This is a genomic window from Curtobacterium citreum (assembly GCF_006715175.1).
Classification (GTDB): domain Bacteria; phylum Actinomycetota; class Actinomycetes; order Actinomycetales; family Microbacteriaceae; genus Curtobacterium; species Curtobacterium citreum.
This window is the reverse complement of sequence record NZ_VFMQ01000001.1, coordinates 2,103,377-2,121,632: the sequence shown is the minus strand read 5'-3', so window position 1 is coordinate 2,121,632 and position 18,256 is coordinate 2,103,377. Positions and strand designations below refer to the sequence as shown.

The following is an 18,256-nucleotide window of genomic DNA, read 5'->3' as shown; positions in this document are numbered from 1 at the left end:
CCGATCTCGCTCCGTTCCGCCCGTGGCGAGCAGCGCGGTCGGTGTCAGCGGTCCCGACTACCGTGGAGGCCATGGCAGTGTCGATCGAGCCCACCCGGGCGATCCGTCCGTTCGAGGTCATCAGCGAGTACTCGCCGAGCGGTGACCAGCCCGCCGCGATCGCGGAGCTCGCCGGACGCATCAACGCCGGCGAGACCGACGTCGTGCTGCTCGGCGCGACGGGTACCGGCAAGTCGGCGACGACCGCCTGGCTCATCGAGCAGGTGCAGCGGCCGACGCTCGTGCTCGCGCACAACAAGACCCTCGCCGCCCAGCTCGCGAACGAGTTCCGCGGGCTGCTGCCGAACAACGCCGTCGAGTACTTCGTCTCGTACTACGACTACTACCAGCCCGAGGCCTACGTCCCGCAGACGGACACCTTCATCGAGAAGGACTCCTCCGTCAACGCCGAGGTCGAGCGGCTCCGGCACTCCACCACGAACTCGCTCCTCAGCCGCCGTGACGTCGTGGTCGTCTCCACCGTCTCGTGCATCTACGGCCTCGGCACGCCGGAGCAGTACATGAACGCCTCGGTCGCGCTGCACGTGGGACAGACCATCTCGCGCGACCAGCTCGTCCGGAAGTTCGTCGGGATGCAGTACCAGCGGAACGACGTGGACTTCGCGCGTGGCACGTTCCGCGTGCGCGGGGACACGATCGAGATCATCCCGATGTACGAAGAGCACGCGATCCGCATCGAGATGTTCGGGGACGAGATCGAGGCGCTGTCCTCCCTGCACCCGCTCACCGGCAGCGTGATCGACGACCTGCCCGCCGTGTCGATCTTCCCGGCGTCCCACTACGTCGCGGACACCGACGTCATGCACCGCGCGATCGAGCGGATCAAGGACGAGCTGGCCGAGCGGCTCGCCGAGCTCGAGGGACAGGGCAAGCTGCTCGAGGCCCAGCGGCTGCGGATGCGCACGACGTTCGACATCGAGATGATGGAGCAGATCGGCTTCTGCTCGGGCATCGAGAACTACTCGCGGCACATGGACGGTCGTGACGCCGGCGAAGCCCCCCACTGCCTGCTCGACTACTTCCCGGACGACTTCCTCATCGTCATCGACGAGTCGCACGTGACCGTGCCGCAGATCGGCGCGATGTACGAGGGCGATGCCTCGCGCAAGCGGACGCTCGTCGAGCACGGCTTCCGCCTGCCGAGCGCGCTGGACAACCGTCCGCTGACGTTCGAGGAGTTCCTCGACCGCGTCGGGCAGAAGGTCTACCTGTCGGCCACCCCGGGCAAGTACGAGCTCGGCATCACCGACAGCGTCGTCGAGCAGATCATCCGCCCGACCGGCCTCGTCGACCCCGAGATCGTCGTGAAGCCGAGCGACGGGCAGATCGACGACCTGCTCGAGGAGATCAAGCAGCGCGTCGAGAAGGACGAGCGGGTGCTCGTCACGACGCTCACCAAGCGCATGGCCGAGGAACTCACCGACTTCCTCGGGAACGCCGGCGTCCGGGTGCGGTACCTGCACTCCGACGTCGACACCCTCAAGCGCGTCGAGCTGCTCACCGAGCTGCGCCAAGGCGTGTACGACGTCCTGGTCGGCATCAACCTGCTGCGCGAGGGCCTCGACCTGCCCGAGGTCTCGCTCGTCGCCATCCTGGACGCCGACAAGGAAGGTTTCCTCCGCTCCTCGACCTCGCTCATCCAGACCATCGGCCGCGCGGCGCGCAACGTGTCGGGCCAGGTGCTCATGTACGCCGACAAGGTGACCGACTCCATGCAGCAGGCCATCGAGGAGACCGACCGTCGCCGCGAGAAGCAGGTGGCGTACAACCTCGAGCACGGCATCGACCCGCAGCCGCTCCGCAAGAAGATCGCCGACATCACCGAGATCCTGGCGCGCGAGAACGACGACACCAAGGCGCTGCTCGAGGGGCGCCCGGCGGCCGACGGCCGGAAGTCGCCGACGCCGAACCTCAAGCGCGAGGGCATCGCGGGCGAGGGTGCGACCCAGCTCGAGGCGACGATCGCCGACCTCAACGACCAGATGCTGCAGGCCGCCGCCGAGCTGAAGTTCGAGCTCGCCGCGCGGCTTCGCGACGAGGTCCAGGACCTCAAGAAGGCGCTCCGGCAGATGGAGTCCGCCGGCCATGTCCGCTGAGGTCGTGTCCGCTGACGCCGTGGCCGACCGGGCTCCGAGCCGACGCACGGTCGTCGTCACGGGCGCCAGCGCCGGGCTCGGGTACCACGCGGCCGAGCAGCTCGCGGCGAAGGGGCACCGGGTCGTCCTGGCGGTGCGGAACCCGGAGCGCGGCGCTGCTGCTGAGCGGAGCATCCGGCGGCACGTCGACGACGCGGACCTCGCGATGCTGCACCTCGACCTCGCCGACCTGACGAGCGTCCGGGCGGCGGCCGAGCGCCTCGCTGACCTCGGGCCGGTGCACGCGCTGCTGAACAACGCGGGGGTCGTCGGGTCGGCCGAGCGGCAGGAGACCGCGCAGGGGTTCGAGCTGCAGGTCGGCACGAACCACCTCGGGCACTTCGCCTGGACCGCGCTCGCACTGCCGCTGCTCGACCAGCACGTCGGTCGGGTCGTGCACCTCGGGTCGATCGCGCACCGCTTCGCGACCCTCGACCCCCGGGACCCGCTCGCGACCGGCCGGTACGAGGGGCACCGGCAGTACGCCCGGAGCAAGCTCGCGGTGATGCTCTTCGGCTTCGAGCTGGCCGAACGGCTCGCCGACGCCGGGTCCTCCGTGGCGAGCGTCGTGGCCCACCCCGGGCTCGCGCTCGACGCCGCCGCGCCGCCGCGGCCGGACGTCGCGCCGACCCGTTCGGAGCCGGCCTGGATGCGGGCCGGCTCCGGCTGGGTCGCCCAGGGCAAGGACGCCGGGGCGTGGCCGCTCGTGCACGCCGCCGTCGGCGACGGGGTCAGGTCGGGGGAGTACTGGGGCCCCGGCGGCCCGCTGCAGTTCGCCGGCGCTCCGGCCGTCGTGCCCGCCCGGATCCGGGCGCACGACCGCACCGCCGCAGCACGGCTGTGGACCGCGAGCGAACGGGCCACGGGTGTCGCGTTCGCTCTCGACGCACTCGTCTGATCCGATCCGGACCGCCACGCCCGGACGGATGTCGGTGCGGCTTCGTAGAATCGTCTGCGATGACCATCACCTCTGACCGCGGTACCACGACCTCGGGCCGGAACGCCTTCGGCGAGCCCGCAGACCTCCACCTCCCCGGCGGCACGGCACCGCACAGCACCTCGACGCTCAGCGTCCGGGGTGCCCGCGTGCACAACCTCCGCGACGTCGACCTCGAGATCCCGCGGGACTCCCTCGTCGTCTTCACCGGGCTCTCCGGGTCGGGCAAGTCCTCGCTCGCGTTCGACACGATCTTCGCCGAGGGGCAGCGCCGCTACGTCGAGTCGCTCTCCGCGTACGCGCGGCAGTTCCTCGGGCAGGTGGACCGACCCGACGTCGACTTCATCGAGGGGCTGTCGCCCGCGGTGTCGATCGACCAGAAGTCGACGAACCGCAACCCCCGGTCGACGGTCGGCACCATCACCGAGGTCTACGACTACATGCGTCTGCTCTGGGCGCGCATCGGCGTCCCGCACTGCCCCGTCTGCGGCGAGGTGATCAGCAAGCAGAGCGTGCAGCAGATCGCCGACCAGCTCATGGAGTTCGAGTCGGGGACCCGCTTCCAGGTGCTCGCGCCGGTCATCTCGAAGAAGAAGGGCGAGTTCGTCGACCTCTTCCAGGAGCTCGCGGCCTCCGGCTACGCCCGTGCGATCGTCGACGGCGAGCGGATCCAGCTGAGCGACCCGCCGAAGCTCAAGAAGCAGGTCAAGCACGACATCTCGGTGATCATCGACCGGCTCGTGGCGAGCGACGACATCCTCGGTCGGCTCACCGACTCACTCGAGACCGCGCTGCGGCTGACGAGCGGCACGGTGGCCATCGACCTCGTCGACCACGAGGGCCCCGGCGCGGTCCGGACCTACTCCGAGAACCTCTCCTGCCCGAACAACCACCCGCTCGCGCTGACCGAGATCGAGCCCCGCACGTTCTCGTTCAACGCCCCGTTCGGGGCCTGCCCGGAGTGCTCCGGCCTCGGCACGCGCATGTCGGTCGACCCGGACCTCGTCCTCGGTGACCCCGAGGCGTCCCTCCGCGACGGCGTGCTGCTGCCGTGGACCGGGACGAGCGGGCTGTACTCGTACTTCGAGAAGCTCCTCGCCGGTCTCGGCAAGGACCTCGGGTTCTCGCTCGACACCCCGTGGAGCCAGCTCGACCCGTCGGTGCAGGCGGCGATCCTGACCGGCAAGGACTTCCAGGTCTCGGTGTCGTGGAAGAACCGCTTCGGGCGCGAGATGCGGTACACGAGTGGGTTCGAGGGTGTCATGCCCTACATCGAGCGCAAGTTCGCCGAGGCCGAGTCGGACTCGCAGCGGCAGCGCTTCCAGGGCTACCTGCGCGAGGTCCCGTGCCCGGTGTGCGACGGCACGCGGCTCAAGCCCGAGGTCCTGGCGGTCACGGTCGACGGCCGGAGCATCGCGGACGTCACCGACATGTCGCTCGACGACGCGTACGCCTTCATGGAGACCCTGACGCTCACCGAGCGCGAGGCCCACATCGCCGCCGCGGTCCTGCGCGAGATCCGGGCGCGCCTCGAGTTCCTGCTCGAGGTCGGCCTGAACTACCTGACGCTGGCCCGCGGTGCCGGCGGGCTGTCCGGTGGCGAAGCGCAGCGCATCCGTCTCGCGACGCAGATCGGCTCGGGCCTGACGGGCGTGCTCTACGTGCTCGACGAGCCGAGCATCGGGCTGCACCAGCGCGACAACCGGCGGCTGATCGACACCCTCGTCAAGCTCAAGGACCTCGGCAACACGCTCATCGTCGTCGAGCACGACGAGGACACCATCCGCACCGCCGACTGGGTCGTCGACATCGGACCGGGTGCGGGCGTGAACGGCGGCGTCGTCGTGCACTCCGGGTCCTACGAGGGCATCATCGAGAACCGCGACTCGATCACGGGCGACTACCTCGCCGGCCGTCGTGCCATCGAGGTCCCGGCCGAGCGCCGGAAGGTCAACCCGAAGCGCGTGATCAGCGTGCAGGGGGCGCGGGCGAACAACCTCAAGCAGGTGGACGTCGACTTCCCGCTCGGCGTGTTCACCGCGGTCACCGGCGTCAGCGGTTCGGGCAAGTCGACGCTCGTCAACGACATCCTGTACAAGGTGCTCGCCAACCAGCTCAACGGCGCCCGGCACATCGCCGGCAAGCACACGCGCGTCAAGGGGCTCGACCAGCTCGACAAGGTCGTGCACGTCGACCAGGCGCCGATCGGCCGCACCCCGCGGTCGAACCCGGCGACGTACACCGGCGTGTTCGACCGGATCCGGCAGCTCTTCGCCGAGACGCCCGAGGCGAAGGCCCGCGGGTACCAGCCCGGGCGCTTCAGCTTCAACGTCAAGGGCGGCCGCTGCGAGAACTGCTCCGGCGACGGCACGATCAAAATCGAGATGAACTTCCTCCCCGACGTCTACGTCGCCTGCGAGGTCTGCGGTGGTGCCCGGTACAACCGCGAGACGCTGCAGGTGCACTACAAGGGCAAGGACATCTCCGAGGTCCTCGACATGCCCATCAGCGAGGCGGCCGAGTTCTTCGAGCCGATCTCGGCGATCCACCGGTACATGGCGACCCTCGTCGACGTCGGCCTGGGCTACGTCCGGCTCGGCCAGAGCGCCACGACCCTGTCCGGGGGCGAGGCGCAGCGCGTCAAGCTCGCGACCGAGCTGCAGCGCCGTTCGAACGGCCGCACGGTCTACGTGCTCGACGAGCCGACCACGGGTCTCCACTTCGAGGACGTCCGGAAGCTGCTGCTCGTGCTGCAGAGCCTGGTCGACAAGGGCAACACCGTCATCACGATCGAGCACAACCTCGACGTCATCAAGTCGGCCGACTGGCTCGTCGACATGGGTCCGGAGGGCGGCGCCGGTGGTGGCACGGTCCTGGCGGTCGGCACGCCCGAGCACGTCGCGGACGTCCCCGAGAGCCACACCGGGGTGTTCCTCCGCGAGATCTTCGACGCGCAGGACGCCCGGGTCGGCAAGCAGCAGGCCGTCGGCGCCCGCACGGCGAAGCAGAAGGCGGGTGCGCGCTAGGTGGCGAACACCGTCCCCTGGCGGCCGAAGGCGTCGGAGATCCCGACCGACCCGGGCGTCTACCGGTGGCGCGACGAAGCCGGTCGGGTGCTCTACGTCGGCAAGGCGAAGAACCTCCGCGCGCGGCTGAGCAACTACTTCGCCCCGCTGCCGACCCTGCACGAGCGGACGCGCCGGATGGTGCTCACCGCCCGCAGCGTCGAGTGGACGACGGTCGGCTCCGAGATCGAGGCCCTCCAGCTCGAGTACACGTGGATCAAGGAGTTCGACCCGCCGTTCAACGTCAAGTTCCGGGACGACAAGTCGTACCCGTACATGGCGATCACCCTGGGCGAGGAGTCGCCGCGGGTGATGGTGACGCGGAACCGGAAGATCAAGGGCGCGAAGTACTTCGGGCCCTACCCGAAGATCTGGGCGGTCCACGACACCATCGACCTGATGATCAAGGTGTTCCCGATCCGCACCTGCTCCGACTCGTCGTACAAGCGGGCGATGCAGACCGGCAAGCCGTGCTTCCCCGGGCAGATCGGGAAGTGCGGCGGCCCGTGCTCGCAGAAGGTGACGATCGCCGAGCACCGCGCGATCGTCGAGCAGTTCGTCCGCTTCATGGCGAGCTACGACCGCCGGGTGATCACCGAGCTGAAGCAGCGGATGGCGGCCTCGGCGGACGCCATGCAGTACGAGCAGGCCGCGCGCTACCGCGACCAGGTCGGAGCGCTCGAGGCCGTGCTCGAGAAGTCGGCCGTGGTGCTCCGCGACTCGGTGGACCTCGACCTGTTCGGCGTCGCCGAGGACGAGCTCGCCGCCGCCGTGCAGCTGTTCTCGGTCCGCGGCGGCCGCATCCGCGGTGTCCGGGGCTGGGTCGTCGACAAGGAACTCGACATCAGCACCGGCGACCTCGTCGAGCAGATCGTCCAGGGTCAGTACGCGACGAGCGAGGAACCTCCGCGCGAGGTCGTCGTGCCGGAGCTGCCGGAGGACGCCGAGGCCCTCGAGCAGTGGCTCAGCGAACGTCGGGGTGGCCGCGGCACCAAGCTCAGCACCGCCCAGCGCGGCGACCGGGCCGGGCTCGCCCGGACGGCCGCTCAGAACGCGGCGCAGGCGCTCATGCTCTACAAGACGAAGCGGAGCGCGGACTACACCACCCGGTCGGCCGCGCTCGCGGACATCCAGGAGGCCCTCGGCATGACCGAGGCGCCGCTCCGGATGGAGTGCTACGACATCTCGCACCTGCAGGGCACGAACGTCGTGGCGTCGATGGTCGTCTTCGAGGACGGGCTGCCCCGCAAGGACCAGTACCGCCGGTACACGATCGCCGAGACGACCGACGACACGGACAGCATGTACCAGGTGCTCTCCCGTCGACTCGCGCGGCTCGACGAGGACGCCTCGGTGCCCGACGTCCCGGACGCGACGAGTGACGACGTCGTCGAGGGCACGAAGCCGACGAAGCGCTTCGCCTACCGTCCGCAGCTGCTGATCGTCGACGGCGGGCAGCCGCAGGTGCAGGCGGCGAAGCGGGCGATGGACGAGGCCGGCGTGCACGACATCGCCCTGGTCGGCATCGCGAAGCGCCTCGAGGAACTCTGGCTGCCGGACGACGACTTCCCGGTGATCATGCCGCGCAACTCCGAGGCCCTGTTCCTCATCCAGCGCATCCGTGACCAGGCCCACCGGTTCGCGATCACGCACCAGCGGACCCGCCGGAAGCGCGACGTCCGGTCCCAGCTGTCCGAGGTGCCGGGGCTCGGCCCCACGCGGGTGAACGCCCTGCTGAAGCACTTCGGGTCGGTGTCGCGGCTGCGCGAGGCGACGGCGGAGCAGATCGCCGAGGTGAACGGGGTCGGTCCGGCGACCGCGGCCGCGGTCGTCACGAAGCTGGCGCAGACCCCGGCCAGTGCACTGACCGCCAGCGCCGCCAGCGCCGCCAGCCCGGCCAGCCCGAGCAGCGCAGCCGAACCCAGCAGTCCGACGAGCACTCCGACGAGCACCCCGACCGGTCCGGTCCAGGTGCCGACGGTCTCCGAGGACGGCCCCCAGCGCCCGGCCTGACCACGGGCGCAGCAGGCCGGGTCCCGACCCGGACAGCCGACCCGCTGCAACGACCCGACGCGGCTGATCCGATCACCGACCAGCACCGCCGACCCGGACAGCCGTCCCGGACAGCCGCCCCAGCGGGCCGGGCGATAGCCTGGACCCGCAGCCGACACACCCCGGGCGCGCCGCCCGGACCGCGACGACGGAGCCCCCGACCATGAGCGACAGCAACGCCGAGCACGAGCACGAGCACGACAGCCCCGAGCAGGGCCACGACGGCCCCGCCACCCCCGCCCGGACGACCCAGCAGCACGACATCCTCATCGTGACGGGCATGTCCGGCGCCGGACGCTCGACCGTCGGCAAGGCCCTCGAGGACCTCGGCTGGTACGTCGTCGACAACCTCCCGACCCAGATGCTCGGCCCACTCACCGAGCTCGCCGACCGGGCGGGGGAGAAGATCCCGAAGATCGCGACCGTCGTCGACGTCCGCGGCGGCCGGTTCTTCACCGACCCCGAGCAGGCCGTCGCCCAGGTCCGCGCGAGCGCCTCGGCCCGCGTGCGGGTGCTCTTCCTCGAGGCCACCGACGCCGTGCTCGTCCGCCGCTTCGAGCAGGTCCGCCGGCCGCACCCGCTGCAGGAGGACGGCACGCTCCTCGACGGCATCGGCCGCGAGCGGACCCGGTTGTCGGCCCTGCGCGACGCCGCCGACGTGATCATCGACACCTCGGACCTGAACATCCACCAACTCGCGAACACCGTCACCGAGCGCTTCGCGGAGGACCACTTCGTCGGCGTGCAGGTGACGCTGATGAGCTTCGGTTTCAAGTACGGCCTGCCCGCCGACGCCGACATGGTGGCCGACGTCCGCTTCATCCCGAACCCGTACTGGGTGCCCGAGCTGCGCCCCCACACCGGCCTCGACGCCCCGGTCTCGGACTACGTGCTCGCGCAGCCGGGAGCCCGCTCGTTCGTCGAGCGGTACGCGGCCGTGCTGGAGCCTGTCCTGGCGGGATACCAGCGCGAGAACAAAAGACACGCTACGATCGCCATCGGCTGTACCGGCGGCAAGCACCGTTCGGTCGCCGTCGTCGCCGAGTTGGCGAACCTCCTCCGCAGCATGCCCGACGTCGCCGTGCGTGTGCAGAACCGAGACCTCGGCCGGGAGTGACCGCCCCTCCGGCCGTCGCTCACGAGCGTGTCGTGCTCAGGAGCCCTCCGGTGCTCACCAGTGCGCGGGCCTGCGGACCCCACCAGAAGAAACGTTAGGAATGATGCTGTGCCGTTGACTGCCGAGGTCAAGGACGAACTGGCCAGGGTCGTCGTGAACCGCAACACGGTCCGCGCCGCCGAACTCGCCACGATCCTCCGGTTCGCGGGTGGCCTGCACGTCATCTCCGGCCGGATCGCCGTCGAGGTCGAGCTCGACACCCGGATCATCGTCCACCGCGTCCGCAAGGACCTCGCCGAGCTCTACGGCGTCCGCTCCGAGGCGAGCGTCGGCTCGTCCGCCTCGTCGCGTCGGGGCACCCGCTACCTCGTCCGCGTGCTCGAGGCGGGGGAGACCCTCGCGCGCCAGACCGGTCTGATGGACGCCCGTCGCCGTCCGGTCCGCGGCCTGCCGAACCGGCTCACCACCGGCAACCGCGAAGACCTCGCCGCCATCTGGCGCGGTGCGTTCCTCGCCTCCGGCACGCTCACCGACCCGGGCCGCGCGGCCGCGCTCGAGGTCACCTGTCCCGGCAACGAGGCCGCGATGGCCCTCGTCGGTGCCGCGTCGCGCCTCGGCATCGGCGCGAAGGGCCGCGAGGTCCGCGGCGTGCACCGTGTCGTCATCCGCGACGGCGAGGCCATCGGGCAGATGCTGACGGTCATGGGTGCCGCCCGCACGAACGCCGACTGGGAGGAGATGCGCCAGCGCCGCGAGGTCCGTGCGACGGCGAACCGCCTGGTCAACTTCGACGACGCGAACCTCCGCCGCTCCGCGCAGGCCGCGGTCGCCGCGTGCGCCCGCGTCGAGCGCGCGCTCGAGATCCTCGGTGACGAGGTCCCCGACCACCTCAAGTACGCCGGCTCGCTCCGCCTCGAGCACCGCGACGCGTCGCTCGACGAGCTCGGTCAGCACGCGGAGCCGCCGATGACGAAGGACGCGATCGCCGGCCGCATCCGCCGCCTCCTCGCGATGGCGGACAAGCGCGCCTCCGACCTGGGCATCCCGGGCACCGAGGCGAGCGTCCCCGAGGAGCTCGAGGGCGCCTGATCGCGGGTCTGACGACCCACCGGACGGGAGGCACGGTGCCAGCTGGCACCGTGCCTCCCGTCCGTCGTCGGGGCGCGTCCGCGGACGGCCGCGCGACCGTCCGGACGGACCGTCATCCGGCGCGGGTCCGCAGTGTCCGACTGCTAGGGTCGTTACGGCGACGTTACGGGGCGTATCGTCCACCACACGTGGGCCCGAAGGGCCCATGACTCCGAAAGCAGCGCCCCCGGGGCGCTCCACACCCACCAGGAGATCCATTGACCGTCAAGATCGGCATCAACGGCTTCGGCCGCATCGGCCGTAACTTCTTCCGGGCCGCCCTCGCGAAGGGCTCCGACCTCGAGATCGTGGCGGTGAACGGCCTCACCGACAACGCGGCGCTCGCGAACCTGCTGAAGTTCGACTCCGTCACCGGTCGCCTCGGCGTCTCCGTCGAGCTCGACGGCGACAGCATCGTCGTCGACGGCAAGCCGATCAAGGTCCTCGCGGAGCGCGATCCCGCCAACCTCCCCTGGGGTGAGCTGGGTGTCGACGTCGTCATCGAGTCGACCGGGTTCTTCACCAAGGCCGCCGACGCGCAGAAGCACATCGACGCGGGCGCCAAGAAGGTCATCATCTCCGCCCCGGCCACGGGTGACGACGTCACCATCGTGCTCGGCGTGAACGAGGACCAGTACGACCCGGCGAACCACCACATCATCTCGAACGCGTCCTGCACCACGAACAGCCTCGCGCCGCTCGCCAAGGTGTTCCACGACAAGTTCGGCATCGAGCGTGGCCTGATGACGACGGTGCACGCCTACACCGCCGACCAGAACCTGCAGGACGGCCCGCACAAGGACCCGCGTCGTGCCCGTGCCGCCGCCCTGAACATCGTCCCGACCTCCACGGGTGCGGCCAAGGCCATCGGCCTGGTCATGCCGGAGCTCGCCGGCAAGCTCGACGGCTACGCGCTCCGCGTGCCGGTGCCCACCGGTTCGATCACCGACCTCACCCTCGAGACCAAGTCCGAGGTCACCGTCGACGAGATCAACGCCGCCTACAAGGAGGCCGCCGAGGGCCCGCTCAAGGGCATCCTGCTCTACAGCGAGGACCCGCTGGTGTCGACCGACATCACCACGGACCCGCACTCCTCGATCTACGACTCCGGCCTGACCAAGGTCATCGGCGGCCTCTCGATCTACGACTCCGGCCTGACCAAGGTCATCGGCGGCCTCGTGAAGATCACCTCGTGGTACGACAACGAGTGGGGCTACTCGAACCGCCTCGTCGACCTCACCGAGTACGTGGGCGAGCGACTCTCGGCATGAGCCTGCGCACCCTCGAGGACCTCGGCGACCTCGCCGGCAAGCGCGTCGTCGTCCGCTGCGACCTGAACGTCCCGCTCAAGGACGGCAAGATCACGGACGACGGCCGCGTGCGCGCGTCGCTGGGCACGCTGAACACCCTGGTGAACGCCGGAGCGCGGGTCATCGTGATCTCGCACCTCGGTCGTCCCGACGGGTCGCCGGCGCCGGAGTACTCGCTCACCCCCGTGGGGCAGCGGCTCTCCGAGCTGCTCGGGAAAGAGGTCACGTTCGTCGGCGAGACCGTCGGCGACGACGCGACCGCGGCCGCCGAGGCCCTCGGGGACGGCGACGTCCTGCTGCTCGAGAACCTCCGGTTCAACCCGGAGGAGACCTCGAAGGACGCCTCCGAGCGCCAGCAGTTCGCCGAGCGGATCGCCGCCCTGGGCGACGCCTTCGTGTCGGACGGCTTCGGCGTCGTGCACCGCAAGCAGGCGTCGGTCTTCGAACTCGCCGCGGCGCTGCCCAGCGCCGCCGGCTCGCTCATCGAGTCCGAGCTGACGGTGCTCGAGCGCCTGACGAAGGACCCCGAGCGGCCGTACACGGTCGTCCTCGGCGGGTCGAAGGTCAGCGACAAGCTCGGGGTCATCGACCACCTGCTCCCGCAGGTCGACACGCTCTGCATCGGCGGCGGCATGCTCTTCACGTTCCTCGCGGCCCAGGGCCACGGGGTCGCGAAGTCGCTGCTCGAGCAGGACCAGCTCGACACGGTGCGCTCGTACCTGGCGAAGGCCGACGAGCTCGGCGTGACGATCGACCTGCCGACCGACGTCGTCGTGGCCTCGGGCTTCGCGGCGGACGCCGAGCACGAGACGGTCGCGGCCGACGCGATCGAGTCGACTGCGTTCGGCGCGGACGGCATCGGGCTCGACATCGGTCCGGAGACGGCCGCCCGGTTCGCGAAGGCGGTGTCCGGGTCGAAGACGGTGTTCTGGAACGGTCCGATGGGCGTGTTCGAGTTCCCGGCCTTCGCGGCCGGCACGAAGACCGTCGCGCAGGCGCTCACCGAGGTCGACGGCCTCGGGGTCGTCGGTGGCGGTGACTCGGCAGCAGCCGTGCGGTCGCTCGGCTTCGCCGACGACCGGTTCGGCCACATCTCGACCGGTGGCGGTGCGAGCCTCGAGTTCCTCGAGGGCAAGTCGCTGCCCGGTCTCGAAGCACTGGGGTGGTCCCGATGAGCCGTACGCCCTTCATCGCCGGCAACGCTGGGAAGGACGCAGCATGAACCGCACCCCCTTCATCGCCGGCAACTGGAAGATGAACCTGGACCACCTCCAAGCCATCGCCACGGTGCAGAAGCTCGCCTGGACGCTGAAGGACGCGCGCCACGACCACGACGACGTCGAGGTCGCGGTGTTCCCGCCCTTCACCGACCTGCGCAGCGTGCAGACGCTGATCTCGGCCGACAAGCTCGAGATCCGCTTCGGTGCCCAGGACCTGTCCCAGTACGACTCCGGTGCCTACACCGGTGACGTCTCGGGGGCGTTCCTCAAGGCACTCGACGCGCAGTACGTCATCGTCGGGCACTCCGAGCGTCGTACGATGCACGGGGAGACCGACGAGGTCGTCGCCGCCAAGACCGCCGCCGCCGTCAAGCACGGCATCGTCCCGGTCGTCTGCGTCGGCGAGACCGGCGAGGAGCGCGAGCAGCGCGGCGCGGGCGTCGTCCCGGTCGAGCAGCTGAACGTGGTCCTCGGCGCGGTGCAGCCGTCCGAGATCGTCGTGGCGTACGAGCCGGTCTGGGCCATCGGCTCCGGCCAGGCCGCCACGCCCGAGCAGGCGCAGGACGACTGCGCCGCGCTCCGTCGGGCCATCGCTGCGGCGTGGGGCGACGAGGCCGCTGCGGCCACGCGCGTGCTCTACGGCGGTTCGGTGAAGTCGGGCAACATCGCGGGGTTCCTCCGCGAGCCCGACATCGACGGTGCGCTCGTCGGCGGCGCGTCGCTCGACGTGCAGGAGTTCGCGGCGATCGCGCGCTTCCGTCAGCACGTCGGGCTCTAGTCCCACTTCGCTCCCAGGCCGGTCACGTCCGCGTGGCCGGCCTGGCCAGCGTCCGGCACCGGGCCAGACCGGTGCCTGTCGGCTCCGGCGCCGGGCCACACCGGTGCCGGTGGCCCCGGTCACTCCGGCAGCCCGGTACACTTGCATGGCTGACTGACACGAAAGGTACGTCGTGGCGATTCTCTCCGTCGTGCTGCAGGTCCTGCTCGCGATCACGAGCCTCCTGCTCACGCTCCTCATCCTGCTGCACAAAGGCCGCGGTGGCGGCCTCTCCGACATGTTCGGCGGCGGCGTGACGAGCAACCTCGGGGCGTCCGGCGTCGCCGAGCGCAACCTCAACCGCATCACGGTGATCCTCGGTCTGATCTGGATCGTGTCGATCATCGTGCTCGGTCTCATCAACAAGTTCACAGCGGGGAGCTGAACATGGCAAGCGGAGGCAGTGCAATCCGGGGCTCGCGCGTCGGAGCCGGGCCCATGGGGGAGCAGGACCGCGGGGTCCAGGCCGAGCGGGTGGCCGTCTCGTACTGGGACGCCCTCGGGAACGAGGTCGTCCGGTACTTCTCGGCGACCCTCCCCGACGAGGAGATCCCCGAGACGGTCGACTCGCCGTCCACCGGGCTCCCGGCCGGTCGCGACAAGGAGAACCCTCCGGTCGTCGCGAAGACCGAGCCGTACAAGACCCACCTTGCGTACGTCAAGGAACGTCGCACCGAGGAAGAGGCAGCGCAGCTCCTCGAAGACGCGCTGCAGCAGCTCCGGCAGCGTCGCGGCACCGCGAAGTAGCCCCACGGTCGTCCGAAGGCCCCCGTACCGATCCGGTACGGGGGCCTTCGTCGTTCCCGTCGCTGTTCGTGCCGCAGGACTCGCGTGGGGCCCTCGTCGTTCGCGAATGTGCACGACATGCCGCCGGTCGCTCGTCGACCGGGCAGGAGTCGTCGCCGCGCGGTGCCGAGCGTGACAGAAGAGACCCGCTCGCGGGGTCGCGAGCGGGCCTCTTCCGGGGGTGCGCCTAGTACGTCGACGCGATGAGGTTCTCGGGCACGTCGCGCGCGGCGTCCTGGTCGACGAAGAACACCGTGCGCTTCCGACCCTGCACGCCGCCGACCGGGACCTCGTCCACCGCGGCGCCGGCGAGGGCGAGCCCCAGGACCGAGGCCTTCTCGGCGCCGGACAGGATGACCCACACACGCTGCGAGGCGTTGATCACCGGGAAGGACAGCGTCAGACGCCGCGGCGGCGGCTTGGGGGAGTCGTCCACGGTCAGCACGGCACGGTCGGTGACGGCGAGCTGCGGGAACTCCGGGAAGAGCGAGGCGGTGTGGCCGTCGGGGCCGACGCCGAGCAGCGTGATGTCGAACCGGGGTGCGACGGCGCCCTCGGGTGCGGCGTCCTGCAGCTCGCGCTCGTACTGGGAGGCTGCCTCGTCGATGGAGAGCCCGGCGTCCGAGGCGCCCATCGGGTGGACGTTCTCGGTGGGGATCCCGACGTGGTCGAGGAAGTCGGTCTGTGTGCCGGTGACGTTGCGGTCGGCGTCGCCCTCGGGGACCCAGCGCTCGTCGACCCACCAGACGTGCACCTTCGACCAGTCGACGCTCTCGCGCGCCGGCGACTGGCTGATCGCGGCGAGGACCAGGGAGGACACGGAGCCACCGCTGATCGCGATGTCCGCGCGCTCCTGCTCGTCGAGCACGTCGATGATCTTCGTGAGGAAGCGAGCGGCGACGGATGCGCCGAGGGCCTGCTTGTCCGGGTGCACCAGCACCCGTCGTTCGTTGGTCACGTGACTCCCGTGTTCGTGGCGGCCCGGCGCGCGAGCAGGACCGGGTCGGCCGGACCGCCACCGGGGTGACGGTCCGGCCCGGGTGGAGCTAGCCCGCGATCGACTCGCGGAGTTGCGGCACCCCGTGCTTGACGACGTCCCCGAAGAGGACGTCCGGGTCGAGTCTACGGAGTTCCTCGGCCAGGCAGTCGCGCAGGTTGCGGCGCGGCAGCGACAGGTCGTGCGTCGGCTGTCCGGGCATCGACAGGGTCGCGACGTCCACCAGGGAGCGCTCGAGGTCGATGGTGCCGGACTCGCGCTCGAGCTTCACGCCGTGGATGCCGCTCGAGCCGGTCGCGCGGGGCGACGTGACGACTCGGACGGGCACCTCGAGGCGCAGCTGCAGCCAGGCGGCGAGCATGATCGTCGACGGGCTGTCGCTCGCGCCGGAGACCTCGACGCCGGTGATGGGCTCGTACGGCGGCTGGTCGAGCGCCGCGGCGAGCTGGTTCCGCCAGAGCGTCAGCCGGGTCCACGCGAAGTCGGTGTCACCGGGGACGTAGGACTCTCCGAGCGCGGCGATCGCCTCGTTCGGGTCCTTCTGGGCGGCGGCGTCGGTGATGCGGCGCTGCGCGATCCGACCGAGTGCGGACTCGGACGGCTTCGACGGTGCGGCGTCGGGCCACCAGGCGACGACGGGGGCGTCCGGCAGGAGCAGCCCGGTGACCAGGCTCTCCTCGTCGGTCGCGGTCTCGCCGTACGCGCGCAGGACGATGACCTCGCTGGCGCCCGCGTCGCTCCCGACGCGGATCTGCGCGTCGAGGCGACCGGGGGACTTCGTGTCCCCGGCGTTCTTCGACACGATGATGACGCGCATCGGGTGCTCGCGCGACGCCTCGTTCGCGGCCGAGATCGCCTCTTCCTCGTGCCCGAGGGCGGTCGAGACGATGAGGGTCAGCACGCGGCCGAGGGCGACGGCGCCGCCCTCCTCACGGATGTGCACCAGGGTCTTCTGGATCTTCGAGACCGTGGTGTCGGGCAGGTCGATCTTCATGGACGCCTCCAGGTCCGGCCGTCGCGGGCGAGCAGGTCGTCGGCCGAGGCCGGACCCCACGTGCCGGGACGGTACTGCTCGGGCTGGCCCTGCGTGGCCCAGAACTCCTCGATCGGGTCGAGGATCTTCCAGGAGAGCTCGACCTCCTGGTGCCGGGGGAACAGGGGCGGGTCGCCGAGGAGCACGTCGAGGATGAGTCGCTCGTACGCCTCGGGGGACGCCTCGGTGAACGCGTGGCCGTAGCCGAAGTCCATCGTCACGTCGCGCACCTGCGTGCCGACGCCGGGGACCTTCGAACCGAAGCGGAGCGTGACGCCCTCGTCCGGCTGCACGCGGATGACGAGTGCGTTCTGGCCGAGGGGGGACTGCGGGATGCCGAAGACGTCCTCGGGGACGCGCTTGAACACGATCGCGATCTCGGTGACGCGGCGGCCGAGACGCTTGCCCGCGCGCAGGTAGAACGGGACGCCCTGCCAGCGACGGGTCGCGATGTCGAGCTTGATCGCCGCGAAGGTCTCGGTCGTGGACTCGGGGTTCATGCCCGCTTCCTCGAGGAACCCGAGCACCTTCTCGCCGCCCTGCCAGCCGCCGGCGTACTGCCCGCGGGCCGTCGCGGTGGCGAGGTCCTCCGGCAGGCGCACCGCGGAGAGCACCTTCTCCTTCTCGGCGCGGAGGTGACCGGCCTTGAACGAGACGGGCTCCTCCATCGCCGTGAGGGCGAGGAGCTGCAGCAGGTGGTTCTGGATGACGTCGCGCGCCGCGCCGATGCCGTCGTAGTACGCGGCACGACCGGCGACACCGATGTCCTCGGCCATCGTGATCTGCACGTGGTCGACGTAGTTCGAGTTCCAGATGGGTTCGTACATCTGGTTCGCGAACCGGAGCGTCAGCAGGTTCTGGACGGTCTCCTTGCCGAGGTAGTGGTCGATGCGGAACACGTCGTCTGGCGCGAACACGCTCTCGACGATCGCGTTGAGCTCGCGTGCGGTGCGGAGGTCCGAACCGAACGGCTTCTCGACGACGACCCGGCTCCAGGAGCCCTCGCGCTGCTCGGTCAGCCCGGACAGCTTCAGCTGCTCGGTGACGACCGGGAACATCTTCGGCGGGATGGAGAGGTAGAACGCGTGGTTCCCGAGGGTGCCGCGCTCCTCGTCGAGCGTGTCGACGGTGCGCTTGAGCTCCCGGAACGCCTCGGGGTCGTCGAACGATCCCTGGACGAAGCGGATGCCCTGCTCGAGCTGGCGCCACACGTCCTCGTCGAACGGGGTGCGGGAGTGTTCCTTGACCGCGTCGTGGACGAGCTGGGAGAAGTCTTGGTCCTCCCAGTCGCGGCGGGCGAACCCGACCAGCGCGAACCCGGGCGGCAGGAGCCCCCGGTTCGCCAGGTCGTAGACCGCGGGCATCAGCTTCTTGCGGGACAGGTCGCCCGTCACGCCGAAGATGATGAGGGTGCTGGGTCCCGCGATCCGGTTCAGACGACGATCGGTCGGCAACCGGAGCGGGTTGTGCTCCGGGGTGACAGCCACCGGTGACATGAGTCGGTGAACTCCTTGTGAGTCGAACGGAGACGGCGGAGCGCAACGCTGCGGGGGCAGCGGCGACTCCGCCGTCGTGGTGGTCTGGGCCGGCCGGGAGGCG

14 protein-coding genes are annotated in these 18,256 nt (G+C 70.4%); 11 read left to right on the top strand and 3 right to left on the bottom strand.

Annotated features, from left to right (window positions below; translation table 11 throughout):
* Positions 1–71: 71 nt before the first annotated feature.
* The 11 genes from uvrB to FB462_RS09965 all read left to right on the top strand — a co-directional run bounded on the left by uvrB (position 72) and on the right by FB462_RS09965 (position 14,588).
* Positions 72–2,156, top strand: coding sequence for an excinuclease ABC subunit UvrB (gene uvrB / locus FB462_RS10015; protein WP_175325186.1), 2,085 nt, complete (start codon positions 72–74; stop codon positions 2,154–2,156).
* The gene (locus tag FB462_RS10010; RefSeq protein ID WP_141861664.1) at positions 2,146–3,093 is read left to right on the top strand and encodes an SDR family NAD(P)-dependent oxidoreductase; all 948 of its coding nucleotides are present in this window, start codon (positions 2,146–2,148) and stop codon (positions 3,091–3,093) included. The genes uvrB and FB462_RS10010 overlap by 11 nt, the downstream gene beginning before the upstream one ends.
* 59 nt (positions 3,094–3,152) lie before the next feature.
* The gene (uvrA, locus tag FB462_RS10005; RefSeq protein WP_229666684.1) at positions 3,153–6,158 is read left to right on the top strand and encodes an excinuclease ABC subunit UvrA; all 3,006 of its coding nucleotides are present in this window, start codon (positions 3,153–3,155) and stop codon (positions 6,156–6,158) included.
* Positions 6,159–8,210: an excinuclease ABC subunit UvrC gene (gene uvrC, locus FB462_RS10000; protein WP_141861662.1), complete on the top strand. Its 2,052-nt coding sequence runs from the start codon at positions 6,159–6,161 to the stop codon at positions 8,208–8,210.
* A gap of 202 nt (positions 8,211–8,412) precedes the next feature.
* Complete coding sequence (gene rapZ, locus FB462_RS09995) at positions 8,413–9,366, top strand: RNase adapter RapZ (RefSeq protein ID WP_141861660.1); 954 nt, start codon at positions 8,413–8,415, stop codon at positions 9,364–9,366.
* Positions 9,367–9,474: 108 nt separating this feature from the next.
* Positions 9,475–10,455, top strand: a complete 981-nt coding sequence (gene whiA / locus FB462_RS09990; RefSeq protein WP_141861658.1) for a DNA-binding protein WhiA — start codon at positions 9,475–9,477, stop codon at positions 10,453–10,455.
* Positions 10,456–10,712: 257 nt separating this feature from the next.
* On the top strand, positions 10,713–11,765 hold the full coding sequence (gene gap / locus FB462_RS09985) for a type I glyceraldehyde-3-phosphate dehydrogenase (protein WP_141861655.1): 1,053 nt from the start codon (positions 10,713–10,715) through the stop codon (positions 11,763–11,765).
* Positions 11,762–12,979 (top strand): phosphoglycerate kinase, encoded by a 1,218-nt coding sequence (locus tag FB462_RS09980; RefSeq protein WP_141861653.1) that lies wholly within the window; start codon positions 11,762–11,764, stop codon positions 12,977–12,979. Before gap ends, FB462_RS09980 begins: the two co-directional genes overlap by 4 nt.
* Positions 12,980–13,022: 43 nt before the next feature.
* Complete coding sequence (gene tpiA, locus FB462_RS09975) at positions 13,023–13,802, top strand: triose-phosphate isomerase (protein ID WP_141861651.1); 780 nt, start codon at positions 13,023–13,025, stop codon at positions 13,800–13,802.
* Positions 13,803–13,974: 172 nt separating this feature from the next.
* Positions 13,975–14,226, top strand: a complete 252-nt coding sequence (secG, locus tag FB462_RS09970; protein ID WP_058742909.1) for a preprotein translocase subunit SecG — start codon at positions 13,975–13,977, stop codon at positions 14,224–14,226.
* 2 nt (positions 14,227–14,228) lie between these two features.
* Positions 14,229–14,588 (top strand): RNA polymerase-binding protein RbpA, encoded by a 360-nt coding sequence (locus FB462_RS09965; RefSeq protein ID WP_058742908.1) that lies wholly within the window; start codon positions 14,229–14,231, stop codon positions 14,586–14,588.
* A gap of 226 nt (positions 14,589–14,814) precedes the next feature.
* On the opposite strand, the gene pgl is transcribed toward FB462_RS09965, so the two are convergent.
* The 3 genes from pgl to zwf form a co-directional block, all read right to left on the bottom strand.
* Positions 14,815–15,585, bottom strand: coding sequence for a 6-phosphogluconolactonase (pgl, locus tag FB462_RS09960; protein WP_141861649.1), 771 nt, complete (start codon positions 15,583–15,585; stop codon positions 14,815–14,817).
* Positions 15,586–15,673: 88 nt separating this feature from the next.
* Positions 15,674–16,618: a glucose-6-phosphate dehydrogenase assembly protein OpcA gene (locus tag FB462_RS09955; RefSeq protein ID WP_058742906.1), complete on the bottom strand. Its 945-nt coding sequence runs from the start codon at positions 16,616–16,618 to the stop codon at positions 15,674–15,676.
* Positions 16,615–18,153 (bottom strand): glucose-6-phosphate dehydrogenase, encoded by a 1,539-nt coding sequence (gene zwf / locus FB462_RS09950; RefSeq protein WP_065959048.1) that lies wholly within the window; start codon positions 18,151–18,153, stop codon positions 16,615–16,617. The genes FB462_RS09955 and zwf overlap by 4 nt, the downstream gene beginning before the upstream one ends.
* Between the last annotated feature and the right edge of the window lie 103 nt (positions 18,154–18,256).